Raw genomic sequence first — 12,576 nt, forward strand, 5'->3', positions numbered from 1 at the left:
GAATTTGAAGGGATTTTCAGATGAGAAAATAAATTGGTTTAGAGAAAAAGTGTTCTATCGTCACTATTTTTCTGTGGCTGGTGAATCATGTTTCTGTAGACCCACTGCGGTTCAGCTTTGTATCATAATAATAGGAATACACGTGCGGAGAGGAGGTTTTGTATGGAGAGATATGATGAACTGAAAAAGGGAGAATCCGGGGCGCTGGTCAGCATTGCCGCGTATCTTGTCCTGTCCGCGATTAAGCTGATTATCGGTTATCTTTTTCACTCGGAAGCACTTACGGCAGACGGGTTAAATAACACAACTGACATTATTGCTTCTGTTGCTGTGCTGATCGGCCTGCGTATCTCTCAAAAGCCTCCTGATGAAGATCATCCATACGGCCACTTCCGTGCGGAAACAATTGCATCACTTATCGCATCGTTTATTATGATGGTTGTCGGACTGCAAGTGCTATTCAGCGCCGGAGAATCTATTTTTTCTGCTAAACAAGAGACGCCGGATATGATTGCGGCTTGGACGGCAGCGGGCGGGGCAGCCCTGATGCTTGTGGTCTACCAGTACAATAAAAGGCTGGCCAAAAAGGTGAAGAGCCAGGCGCTCCTTGCCGCAGCTGCTGATAATAAATCAGATGCGTTTGTCAGTATCGGCACGTTTATCGGAATTATAGCAGCGCAATTCCACCTTGCTTGGATTGATACTGTGACGGCGTTTGTGATCGGTCTTCTCATTTGCAAAACGGCATGGGACATTTTTAAAGAATCATCTCACTCATTGACAGATGGCTTCGACGTAAAGGACATTTCGGCTTATAAACAGACGATCGAAAAGGTCTCCGGAGTGAGCCGGTTAAAAGACATTAAAGCGAGATACTTGGGCAGTACTGTTTACGTAGATGTGGTAGTTGAGGTATCAGCAGATTTAAATATTACGGAAAGCCACGATATTGCCAATGAAATTGAGCGGAGAATGAAGGAGGAGCATGCAATTGATTATTCGCATGTTCATATGGAGCCTTTAGAACGCAAATAATTGAGCTTCCTGTCACAGGAAGCTTTTTTTGTGTGTTTTGGCCTGCTTTATTGGAAACAATTTGCTAGAATCGTTTTTTTATACAGATTGTTTTTTGTGGTAAAGTTAGGTTACGATATGATGAATTTTGTAGATGACTAGGAGGAAAAGAATGGCATATCAAGAAGACCTGCATCCTTTGCTGGGGAAAGCAGTTGACCATATTAATAGAGTAATGGTTGGAAAACGAGACATCGCCATACTCAGTTTAGCAGCCATTCTTGCCAAAGGGCATGTGCTGCTTGAGGATGTGCCCGGAGTCGGAAAAACGATGATGGTCCGCGCGCTGGCAAAGTCAATCGGCGCCGATTTCAAAAGAATCCAATTTACTCCAGATTTGCTGCCATCTGATGTAACAGGCGTATCCATCTATAATGCGAAAACGATGGAATTTGAATACCGTCCGGGCCCGATTATGGGAAACATCGTGCTTGCCGATGAAATCAACCGTACCTCTCCGAAGACACAGTCGGCTTTGCTTGAAGCGATGGAAGAGGGAAGCGTAACGGTAGATGGCCATACGATGCCGCTTGCCGCCCCGTTTTTTGTGATGGCAACGCAAAACCCGGTCGAATATGAAGGGACCTATCCTTTGCCGGAAGCCCAGCTTGACCGTTTTTTATTCAAACTCCGCATGGGTTATCCGTCCTTTAATGAGGAGCTGGACGTCTTATCTCTTCAGGAAAAAAGCCATCCGATTGAGACACTTGAACCGGTTATTACAAAAGAAGATTTCATCCGTTTGCAGCGGGAAGTTCAAAATGTCCGCGCTGATGACAGCATAAAAGAATATATTGTTGAAATTGTGCAGAAAACGAGACAGCATGGCTCTGTTCAATTAGGCGTGAGTCCGCGCGGATCAATTGCTCTCATGAAAGCGGCCCAAGCATACGCGCTGCTGCATCATCGCGACTATGTCATTCCGGATGATATTCAATATTTGGCTCCTTTTACGCTTCCGCACCGGATGCTGCTGCAGCCAGAGGCGAAATTTGAAGGGATCCAGGCAGAAGCGATTGTACGGGAGATCATGTCAACTGTGAAGGTGCCGGTTCAAAGGTCGTCGATCCGCTGATGAAGAAGAAATTGCAATGGCTGGTATATGGGTGGAAGCTGATTGTATTAACGTTATTGACGGGTGCTGTTTTTTCCTACGCAATGTTTCAGGGCGGCTTTGTCAGCTGGTTTTTGTTTTACGCATTTCTCCCTTTTGTGGTGTATGCCGGGCTGCTGGCGCTGTACCCGCTCCGCTCTTTTCAGGCTTCACGGCAAATGGTCAAAACACAATTGCATGCGGGGGACAGGCTGGGCGTGTCGGTAACGCTGAGAAGAAAGCTGCCGTTTCCCCTGATGTATATGGTGATTGAAGATTGCCTGCCAGAAGGAATCGAGTCATTGAACCGAGACGAAGCCGCGGCCAAACGGCTCGTTTTTCCTTGGTTTAAACGGAGTATGACAATGTCGTATGAATTAGCTCGGGTACCGCGCGGGGAGCATCATTTTCATGCTGTCAGGGTGCGAACAGGGGATGTTCTCGGTCTGATTGAAAAAACAGCTTTTTATGAGCTGAATGATACCCTGTTTGTTTATCCATCCTTTCAGCGTCTTCCTTATCAGGTGAATGAGAAGCATCAGGAAGATGGAGTAAGCGGTTCTTCTCCGATTCATCAGCACCATTCCGCAGTCGCAGCAAGTGTGCGGAATTATCAGCCGGGAGACCGGTTTGCTGCATTAGATTGGAAGACTTCTGCACGGCGAAACCAGCTGATGACGAAGGAATTTGAACCGTCTCGAAGCAAAAACCTGTTTCTTCTGATGGACCGATTTTCCTCGGAAGCATTCGAAGAGGTCGTTTCTGTGACAGCTTCGATTCTTCATTCTGTTTTAAAAAACGGCGCGGGGGCAGGCTTGGCCTCAGTCGGAAAGGAAAAAAACATTTTTCCTATTCAGGAGGGGGAGCAGCATTTTAAGCATATGCTTCGTCATTTAGCCGTCGCTCATTGTGATGCGGCTGACCCGGTAAGCCGATATGTACGGGAGGAGCTGGGGAAGCCGTCTGTTCGCCAGGCTGACAAAGTGATCGTCACGGGACATTTCACGGAAGATTTGCTGAACATAGCAGAAATCGGGGGCGGCCGGGTGACAGTGATACTGGCAAAAGAGAAAGCTGCTGAGCTTTCTCAAGCTGAAAACGTCATGATCGAACGCATGATGAAACGTCAAATCAGAGTTCAGGTCATGAGGTGCGGACAAGTTTCGCGTGTTGTTTAGAAAGAGAGGTGACGGGTGCACATGCCGCACGATGACCAGAAGGGAAGCCGTTTGAGCTTGCTGTTATTTTATTTTCTGGCGTTTTTATTGCTGTGGGAGTGGCTCAGGCCGCTTGACAGTTTTACAGATACGAAACATACGGGCTTTTTTATTGTGTTTATCGGCTTGACGTTTCTGCTGACCTTTTTCAGGATGAGGTGGTTTGTCACCGTTCCTTTTTGTGTCATATTTACGTTGATCTCGATACACATCCTGTTTTATCAAGGATCTATATTTGACTTGAGCTGGGTCAGCTCTTTTTTTAAGGATGTCTATTTGAATATCACGCTGATTCAATCAGGGCAATGGAATGACATGATTCCTTCGTTTCGGACCCTGCTGTTTTTTGTGCTGCTGTGGCTGCTGGTCTATCTCCTTCATTATTGGGTGATTTACCAGAGAAGAATCTTGTTTTTCTTTATGATGACAGTAGCATATATTACGATTCTTGATACCTTTACACCATATGACGCCACTTTTGCCGTCATCCGTATCGTGCTGATCGGCTTCTTTATGCTGGGTCTTTTATACTTAGAACGCATCAAGCTGATGGAAAGAATCAAGCTGTCAAAAACATCTGTCTTGAAATGGTTTCTTCCTTTATCTGTATTGATTTTGGCTGCGGTGGGATTCGGACTTTCCGCTCCGAAATCAGATCCGGCTTGGCCTGATCCCGTACCTTTTCTCAAAAAAATCACCAATCAAGACCGTGTGTCGGCTGGAGAAAGCAAAATCGGATACGGGAACCATGATGAATCACTCGGCGGCCCGTTTCAGCAGGATAATACCCCTGTTTTTACATGGCAAGGAAAAGAGCGAACGTATTTCCGCGTGGAAACGAAGGATACGTATACAGGAAAAGGCTGGATTGAAACAGACACAGGCATGTCATATCAGCTAAGCGGAGGAAAAGTTGAAAATCTGTGGTTTGACCACAAGGTTTCGACAGACCGCAGCACCGTCCGAGTAAAAGTCGATGATCACTACGGGTATAACCATGTGATGTATCCGATCGGTGCGGTAACCATTCAGCCAAAGCAGGCTGTCTCACTTGAAATGAACGGGAACACGGAACAAATTTCTCCGATCAGTGAACAAGCCGGTGAGATCAGAAATATGGGAAGCTATACAGTAACGTACAATTCTCCGGTCTACAAGCTGGATGAGCTGAGAAAGGTAAAAGTGAGAAACAACAGTGAGGAATACACATTCAGCGACCGCTATATGCAGCTGCCGGATTCACTGCCTGAGCGGGTGAGAACCCTTGCGATCGAGCTGACCCAGGATCACGATAATATGTTTGATAAGGTGAAAGCGGTTGAGGAATACTTAGGATCAAATGAGTTCACATATGAAACAGAAAACGTGACCATCCCTAAGAATGATGAGGATTATGTCGATCAATTTCTGTTTGAAACAAAGATGGGCTACTGTGACAACTTTTCTTCCGCTATGGTGGTGCTCCTGCGTTCGGCCGGCATTCCGGCCCGCTGGGTAAAGGGGTATACGTCCGGCGAATATAAAGAAGCAGGAAACAAAAACGGCAGCATCTACGAAGTGACAAATAACAACGCCCATTCCTGGGTAGAGGTGTATTTCCCGGAACAGGGCTGGGTCACATTTGAGCCGACTAAAGGGTTTACAAATCCGGCTGAGTTTACTTCTACTGACACAAAGGATTCCGGCAGCGAAAGCAGCAGCTCGCCGGAGAAAACAAAAGAGGAGCAGAAAGAAGAGAAAAAACAGCCGAAAAAAGAGGAAAAACAAAAGGATAAACGGGAGCCAGTTGGTTCTGAAAAGTCGTCCGCTTCACATGCAAATGCCGGTGCAGGATGGTATGTAGCGCTTGCACTTCTTGCAGTCCTCCTGTTGGCAGCGGTATTGCTGTATGTTTTCCGTTCGTTATGGATGCCTGTTTTCGTTGTGAGAAAATTGAAGCGGCGCAGCGATCAGCACGTGTTTTTTGAAGCATATGGTGCTCTCCTGAAACAGATGAAGAGAAGAGGACTGCCGAAACAAGGCAGTGAAACGCTGCGTGATTATGCGAAACGAATCGATGGAAAACATGGCTCAGAAGACATGTCAAAGCTGACATCAAGCTATGAACGGGCACTGTACAGAAATGAAGATTCGGCGAAGCTTTGGAATGAATCCAGAGAGTTATGGGAAAATTTAATTAAAAGAAGATGGTCTTGACCGCTTATCAACGTGTTGTTAGAATTAGTGAATATTATCGGAGTCTGGGAGCGAGTTGCCGGACTCCGGCAAACGGCCTTGCCAAAGAGGGCGGAGCGGCTTCATATCTGTCCTCGTTTTTTTCTGTGTCAAAAAACTTAGAGGAGATTAGGTGACAACCATGACAAAGTTAGTGAATGAAATGATTCTTGTCCTTGATTTCGGCAGTCAGTATAACCAGCTGATTACACGCCGTATCCGTGAATTCGGGGTATACAGCGAGCTGCATCCCCATACATTGACGGCTGAAGAAATTAAAGAAATGAATCCAAAAGGAATTATTTTATCCGGCGGTCCAAACAGTGTGTATGATGAAAACTCTTTCCGCTGTGACGAGAAAATCTTCGAGCTTGATATTCCTGTTTTAGGAATTTGCTACGGCATGCAGCTGATGACTCATTACCTTGGCGGTAAAGTTGAAGCGGCAAGCCAGCGTGAATACGGAAAAGCAAACATCCGTATCGAAGGCACACCTGATTTGTTCAAAGATCTTCCGAACGAACAAGTGGTTTGGATGAGCCACGGCGATTTGGTTGTAGAAGTTCCTGAAGGCTTCACTGTTGACGCGACAAGCCATCACTGCCCGAACTCAGCGATGAGCAAAGCGGACAAAAAATGGTACGGCGTTCAGTTCCACCCGGAAGTGCGCCACTCTGAATACGGCAATGATCTTCTGAAAAACTTTGTATTCGGCGTTTGTGATTGTGAAGGCAAATGGTCAATGGAGAACTTTATTGAAATTGAAATGCAAAAAATCCGTGAAACGGTCGGAGACAAGCAGGTTCTTTGCGCGCTAAGCGGCGGCGTTGATTCCTCTGTTGTTGCTGTTTTGATTCATAAAGCGATCGGCGATCAGCTGACTTGTATCTTTGTAGACCATGGTCTTCTCCGTAAAGGCGAGGCCGAGGGTGTTATGAAAACATTCAGCGAAGGCTTTAACATGAACGTGATTAAAGTAGACGCAAAAGACAGGTTCTTAAATAAACTAAAAGGCGTTTCTGATCCTGAGCAAAAACGCAAAATCATTGGTAATGAATTCATTTACGTGTTCGATGATGAAGCGGACAAGCTCAAAGGCATCGACTACCTTGCACAAGGAACGCTTTACACAGATATCATCGAGAGCGGTACTGCAACGGCGCAAACGATCAAATCTCACCACAATGTCGGCGGGCTTCCTGAAGACATGCAGTTTGAACTGATCGAGCCATTAAACACGCTCTTCAAAGACGAAGTGCGCGCGCTTGGCACAGAGCTCGGCATTCCGGATGAAATCGTATGGCGCCAGCCTTTCCCAGGACCGGGACTCGGAATCCGAGTTCTCGGCGAAGTAACAGAAGAAAAACTGGAAATCGTTCGTGAATCAGATGCGATTTTGCGTGAAGAAGTTGCAAATCACGGGTTAGAGCGTGATATCTGGCAATACTTCACTGTTCTTCCTGACATCCGCAGCGTTGGTGTTATGGGTGACGCGAGAACATATGATTACACAATCGGAATCCGCGCAGTTACATCAATCGACGGCATGACATCTGACTGGGCGCGTATCCCGTGGGATGTGCTTGAAGTCATTTCTACACGTATCGTGAATGAAGTGAAGCATATTAACCGCGTGGTGTATGATATTACAAGTAAGCCGCCTGCGACGATTGAGTGGGAGTAAGTAAATAGCTAATAGAAAAACGTCCCTTTTATAAAAGGGGCGTTTTTTTGTTAACTTTTTGAAACCGTTTCGGCAGTTTTCATATCTAACAACATAGGAGGTGGATAAGGTGAAGGAAGAAAGATTGATTACAAAGGCGAGAAAAGGAAATGCTCGGGCCTTTGAAAAGCTTATGATGGCACATCAGGAGACTTTATACAAAACAGCCTATCTCTATTTAAGGAATAAAGAAGATGCACTTGATGCTGTACAGGAAACGGCTTATAAAGCTTTTATCAGTATAGAAAAATTAAAAGAGCCAAAGTACTTTTTAACGTGGCTTACTCGAATACTGATTCATTCCATTTTTGCCATGAATAAAAAGAAAGGAGAATTGGTCCCATTTGAGAAACATCATGATACTGGAACCGATCAAGCAAATATTGAGGAATACATAGATTTGCGAAATGCGATTGATTCACTTGATGAACATGTTCAGCTCACGATTCAGCTATATTATTTTCAAGATTATTCGATTTCAATGATAGCTGAACAAACAGGAATGGCAGAAGGCACGATTAAAACACATTTACATAGAGCGAGAAAAGCATTGAAACAGGAGCTGGAAAAGGAGGATCAAAACATATGGACAAACACCAAGTGAAGCAGATATTTGATGACATAGAAGTGCCAAAGAAAGAGCTAAAAAAAGCAATACATCAAGCTGTCGTCCGTGCTGAAAATGAAAATAACACAAGGCGCCGTTTTAAATGGGGACGAACAATTACAAATGGAATCGCTGTTGCTGCTGTGGTATGTATACTGTATTTAACGTCCGGTCTTTTTCTGCCATCTGTAAACAAAGCGATGGGAAGCATACCCATTGTCGGCCAAATTTATAAGGAGTTTCAAGATAAAGTTGGCCTATCATTGTTTAAAAGCAATTTGGTCACAGCTCTGAATCAAAAAGCTGAGTCAAGGGGAATCACTGTGTCTGTAAACAGCTCCTATTACGATGCCGGACAGCTTGTCTATAATTTCACTGTTGATAACTTCCAGTCTGATGAAAAAGAGATCAGCTATAATGTGGACGAAGCGAATTTTAACGACAATGTTTCAATCAACTATGATTCCTTAATGCTCAAAAAATTAAATAACAAACAATACGCAGGACAATTAAGGATTTATACAAATGGTACTGAAATAAAAAATGGGGATACCGTGCCTTTTGTTATTACTCATATCAATGAAATACAGGGAAATTGGAGATTTAAACTGCCTATTACCAAAAAGAATGCGAACTATTTAGAAAGCTCAAAAGTTGTATCGGCTTATCATAATCGTTATCAATTTTCCAATATTCAAGTGGAAAACGGGAAACTTGGATCTGTCCTTCAATTTACAATAGATTATCAAGGCATAGCAAAGCATGATACGGTTGAAATTAACGAAGTCAAAGATGATTTAGGAAACACATATGAGATGTCAGCGTCAAACATCGAACTTGGAGAACGCAAAAAAGTAAACGAGAGAACGGTAAGAGCAAAAGGCCAAACACAGTTAAAATCACCAATCAATCCAAAAGCGAAAAAGCTAACATTAATAGCAGATATTAGATCTGAGGCTGAGGGTAGTGAAATAGTCCCGCTAAATGCAGGGATGCCGTATCGTCTTTCTGAAACAAAACATCAAAACATAGGGATTGAAATCAAGAACATTAAACAAGAAGGGAGGAAAGTATTGGTTCATTACCGCTTCACAGGAGTTGATACTTCAAGTATGTCAAAAGATGACTTAGTGAATATAGGTGAAATGATTGGCCTTGGTGATATGAAAAAAATGCAATCATGGTCTGATCCAATGGCTTATTATGAAGAAGGTTATTATTTGAAATGGAATAAAGCTGAAGTGCAAAATATGGACACAGCCGAAATGCTATCTACTTTTGAACTGGATGACGCATATCTTGATAAGCTGTCTTTAAAGCATTTTGAGTTTAATGAATACGGTCTGTATATTGATAAAGGCGTTTTAAATGACCTGATTCAACTAAAGCCATTCTCGTTTACTGTACCAGTGCATCAGGTGAGTCAGCCTACAAGATAAAATCATTTTTAGTTGAAAAACCGTATGAAGTCATACATACGGTTTTTATCATTGTTGCCAATTTAGTCAATAGACGAATAAACCAATTTTTTTAATAAGTAATGTTCGTTATTTATATTGTCAATTCAAAATGAAGTTGGTACAATAGACACAGAAATCAAATAAGATGAATTCGTATAATCGCGGGGATATGGCTCGCAAGTCTCTACCAAGCTACCGTAAATGGCTTGACTACGTAAACATTTCTTTCGTTTGATATAAATAAAACACGTTTATTTATTCAAACTGAAACCCATCTGTAGTCAAGCGTCCCAAAATGTATTGGGGCGTTTTTTATTTGGCGTTTTCAGGGCAGGATAAATAGCAAAGAGTGAAGGGAGTCAAATAGCTTGAAAAAGTTTTTTCAGTTTGATGAGCTGGGCACCAGCTATCGCAATGAAATCATTGGCGGATTAACGACTTTTTTATCTATGGCATATATTTTGTTCGTCAATCCGATTACGCTTGCTTTGGAGAGCGTGAAAGATTTTCCGGAGGCACTGAGAATTGACCAAGGTGCGGTCTTTACAGCGACAGCGCTGGCGTCAGCAGCAGGCTGTATCTTAATGGGATTGATAGCGAGATATCCGATTGCCATCGCGCCCGGTATGGGGCTGAACGCGTTTTTTGCGTTTTCTGTTGTCCTCGGTATGGGCATTTCATGGCAGGCAGCTTTGTCTGGTGTTTTTATTTCAGGTCTTATTTTCGTTGCTCTTTCTTTAACAGGTTTTCGTGAAAAAATCATCAACGCCATTCCGCCTGAGCTGAAATTGGCAGTCGGCGCGGGTATCGGCCTGTTTATTACATTTGTTGGATTACAAGGTTCAGGAATCATTACAGCGAATCCTTCTACACTCGTCACCATCGGAAACATTCACAGCGGCCCTGTGCTGTTAACAATTTTCGGTGTGATTGTAACGGTTATTTTAATGGTGCTTCGCGTGAACGCAGGCGTGTTTATCGGGATGCTGTTAACAGCGGTGGCCGGCATGATTTTCGGATTGGTTCCGGTTCCGTCTCAAATCATCGGCAGTGTGCCGAGCCTTGCGCCGACGTTCGGACAAGCATGGATTCACCTGCCGGATATTTTCTCCGTCCAAATGCTGATCGTCATTTTAACTTTCTTGTTTGTCGGATTTTTTGATACAGCGGGTACACTTGTTGCTGTGGCAACTCAAGCTGGTTTAATGAAGGAAAACAAATTGCCGCGTGCGGGCCGTGCGCTTTTAGCTGATTCATCTTCCATTGTAATCGGTGCCGTGCTTGGTACGTCTACTACAACTTCCTACGTTGAATCAAGCTCAGGTGTCGCTGCGGGCGCCCGTTCAGGATTTGCGGCTATTGTAACAGGTATTCTCTTTTTACTGGCTACGTTTTTCTCACCGCTTCTGTCAGTCGTTACATCAAATGTAACAGCTCCGGCGCTGATTATTGTCGGTGCATTGATGGTGGCGCCGCTTGGCAAAATCGCTTGGGATAAGTTCGAAGTGGCCGTTCCTGCTTTCCTTACCATGATCATGATGCCGTTAACGTACAGCATTGCGACTGGGATTGCCATCGGATTTATTTTCTACCCGATTACGATGGTGTGCAAAGGAAAAGCCAAAGAGGTTCATCCGATCATGTACGGACTGTTTGCCGTATTTATCCTGTACTTTATCTTCTTAAAATAAGGAATGAAAACCAGCTGCCGGTGCAGCTGGTTTTTTTGTTGCAAAAGGTAAAACCATTTCATACGATATACCGTCATGTAGATGTGCCGCCATGCTTTACTTAAATGGAAATGACTTGACTGTTCAGGAAGGCTTCGGTACCTTATATAAGTGTTTTATTTTCTTACTGAATGGTATTCCGCCGTATTTTTTTGATAGGAGTTGCTGACATGACGGAAGAAAGAAAAGAAACGTTTGAAGAAGAAGTTAACCAGAGTGAAAGAATAGATGCAGATGAAGAACCGCTATCGAGAATGTCCAGAAAGGCGAGCCGACAAAGCAAGCAGAAGCAAAAACAAAAGCAGAAACCGCACCAGGAACGCGGTGAATCAACTGCTAAAGAAAAGTTTGCGTCTGTATGGGCAGCCATCAACAGATATTGCGGTTTTGCGTTCTCGATTTTAAAATCACCGGCGAAAACCGTCGTGGCGGATGGTTTTTCTCATTATAAGTATGGGCTGATTTCAATGCTTATATTCAGTGTGGTCTTTTCAATCGGGAACTGGTTTCAGTTAAAGGCGAGCTGGAATCGGCCGCTCGGGTTTGGAGAACGCCATCACGCTTTCTATGACGGATTTTTAGTCGTTCTTGTGTATTTGCTCCTCTTTTTCGCGGTAATGGTCTTAGCGGTATGGGCCGTCTCCCGCTATATGATGAAGCAGAAGGTGACGTTCAGAGAAGCGGCTGCCGGTTTGGGTTCATTGCTTGTACCGGTGATTGCTGTTTCAATCCTTTGGCTGATCTTTGCGATCGTGAATATCCCGATGCTGACAGTTCTGTTTACAGTGCTTATCTTGTTTTCGATCTTTTTTATGATGGCGCTGTATGTGCAGCGTTTGTATCAGGCGGCACACGATGCACCGATTGACTATATCTATTGTGTATTTGCTGTGGTTGCGGTAGCGCTGCTGTTTACGGCGGTGACTTGGCCGTTGATTTCTGAGTATTTCACGGCGTCGCTGATTCCGCTTTAATGAAAAAAACCGGCTGTTTATAGCCGGTTTTTTTATGTCACACTTTTTACAAATATATCTAAAAAACACAGTTGATTTGTAGGATTAATCCATGTATGATAGGGAAAATGCTGTAAACGTCCAGCGCACAAACCTTTATGTTTAAGGAGGATGATGGACATGGCCGATTTACTTCGCCGAGCGATTAATCGGAAGAAACAATTTTTAAAAACCAAATTACTGCTCTCGGAATTTTATCAGGGAAGAGGGGAACAGCTGGCTGATTATACGCTGAGTGAGCTTGAAAAAGAATACAAGTCCCTTCTGAAAATGAAAAAAGAAATCTGACAATATATGAGAAGAGGTGAGTCTGCTGAAAAGCGGGCTTTTTTGTTTTGATTTTGAAAAGGTGAGAAAGAGGGTAAACTACTACTGTTCAACCTGACAAAGTGTGTCGAAATATTTTCCTTAGGCTTACGGCCGCAACGGATTGTAAACGACTCGT

Annotated in this window: 10 protein-coding genes and 1 riboswitch; all 10 genes read left to right on the plus strand. The window is 43.8% G+C overall.

Annotation, left to right across the window (positions count from 1 at the left end; genetic code table 11):
- Nucleotides 1-162: 162 nt before the first annotated feature.
- Complete coding sequence (gene mneS / locus M1M80_RS03505; protein ID WP_004397737.1) at nucleotides 163-1,035, plus strand: manganese transporter MneS; 873 nt, start codon at nucleotides 163-165, stop codon at nucleotides 1,033-1,035.
- A gap of 151 nt (nucleotides 1,036-1,186) precedes the next feature.
- Nucleotides 1,187-2,149 (plus strand): AAA family ATPase, encoded by a 963-nt coding sequence (locus M1M80_RS03510; protein WP_060398061.1) that lies wholly within the window; start codon nucleotides 1,187-1,189, stop codon nucleotides 2,147-2,149.
- Nucleotides 2,149-3,345, plus strand: a complete 1,197-nt coding sequence (locus tag M1M80_RS03515; RefSeq protein ID WP_060398062.1) for a DUF58 domain-containing protein — start codon at nucleotides 2,149-2,151, stop codon at nucleotides 3,343-3,345. The genes M1M80_RS03510 and M1M80_RS03515 overlap by 1 nt, the downstream gene beginning before the upstream one ends.
- Nucleotides 3,346-3,366: 21 nt before the next feature.
- Nucleotides 3,367-5,580 (plus strand): DUF4129 domain-containing transglutaminase family protein, encoded by a 2,214-nt coding sequence (locus M1M80_RS03520; RefSeq protein WP_060398063.1) that lies wholly within the window; start codon nucleotides 3,367-3,369, stop codon nucleotides 5,578-5,580.
- A 160-nt stretch (nucleotides 5,581-5,740) separates the two neighbouring features.
- On the plus strand, nucleotides 5,741-7,282 hold the full coding sequence (guaA, locus tag M1M80_RS03525; RefSeq protein ID WP_019257661.1) for a glutamine-hydrolyzing GMP synthase: 1,542 nt from the start codon (nucleotides 5,741-5,743) through the stop codon (nucleotides 7,280-7,282).
- A 109-nt stretch (nucleotides 7,283-7,391) separates the two neighbouring features.
- Entirely contained in the window at nucleotides 7,392-7,925 is a 534-nt protein-coding gene (locus M1M80_RS03530; RefSeq protein ID WP_004397732.1) for a sigma-70 family RNA polymerase sigma factor, read from the plus strand.
- Nucleotides 7,907-9,367, plus strand: a complete 1,461-nt coding sequence (locus M1M80_RS03535; protein WP_004397731.1) for a DUF4179 domain-containing protein — start codon at nucleotides 7,907-7,909, stop codon at nucleotides 9,365-9,367. Before M1M80_RS03530 ends, M1M80_RS03535 begins: the two co-directional genes overlap by 19 nt.
- A 152-nt stretch (nucleotides 9,368-9,519) precedes the next feature.
- Nucleotides 9,520-9,621: riboswitch (purine riboswitch) on the plus strand.
- A gap of 135 nt (nucleotides 9,622-9,756) precedes the next feature.
- A complete protein-coding gene (gene pbuG / locus M1M80_RS03540; protein WP_060398064.1) occupies nucleotides 9,757-11,079 on the plus strand; it encodes a hypoxanthine/guanine permease PbuG in 1,323 nt (440 codons plus the stop codon).
- A gap of 209 nt (nucleotides 11,080-11,288) precedes the next feature.
- Nucleotides 11,289-12,092: a hypothetical protein gene (locus tag M1M80_RS03545; RefSeq protein ID WP_004397728.1), complete on the plus strand. Its 804-nt coding sequence runs from the start codon at nucleotides 11,289-11,291 to the stop codon at nucleotides 12,090-12,092.
- 159 nt (nucleotides 12,093-12,251) lie between these two features.
- Nucleotides 12,252-12,419, plus strand: a complete 168-nt coding sequence (locus M1M80_RS03550; protein WP_004397726.1) for a Fur-regulated basic protein FbpA — start codon at nucleotides 12,252-12,254, stop codon at nucleotides 12,417-12,419.
- Nucleotides 12,420-12,576 lie beyond the last annotated feature (157 nt).

Source organism: Bacillus inaquosorum (assembly GCF_023238325.1).
GTDB classification, from domain to species: domain Bacteria; phylum Bacillota; class Bacilli; order Bacillales; family Bacillaceae; genus Bacillus; species Bacillus inaquosorum.

What these genes read in the sequence shown, in the direction of transcription:
- mneS (WP_004397737.1), top strand. Translation starts at nt 163, where the DNA reads ATGGAGAGATATGATGAACTGAAAAAGGGAGAATCCGGGGCGCTGGTC.
- M1M80_RS03550 (WP_004397726.1), top strand. Translation starts at nt 12,252, where the DNA reads ATGGCCGATTTACTTCGCCGAGCGATTAATCGGAAGAAACAATTTTTA.
- M1M80_RS03510 (WP_060398061.1), top strand. Translation starts at nt 1,187, where the DNA reads ATGGCATATCAAGAAGACCTGCATCCTTTGCTGGGGAAAGCAGTTGAC.
- M1M80_RS03520 (WP_060398063.1), top strand. Translation starts at nt 3,367, where the DNA reads ATGCCGCACGATGACCAGAAGGGAAGCCGTTTGAGCTTGCTGTTATTT.
- M1M80_RS03535 (WP_004397731.1), top strand. Translation starts at nt 7,907, where the DNA reads ATGGACAAACACCAAGTGAAGCAGATATTTGATGACATAGAAGTGCCA.
- M1M80_RS03545 (WP_004397728.1), top strand. Translation starts at nt 11,289, where the DNA reads ATGACGGAAGAAAGAAAAGAAACGTTTGAAGAAGAAGTTAACCAGAGT.
- M1M80_RS03515 (WP_060398062.1), top strand. Translation starts at nt 2,149, where the DNA reads ATGAAGAAGAAATTGCAATGGCTGGTATATGGGTGGAAGCTGATTGTA.
- guaA (WP_019257661.1), top strand. Translation starts at nt 5,741, where the DNA reads ATGACAAAGTTAGTGAATGAAATGATTCTTGTCCTTGATTTCGGCAGT.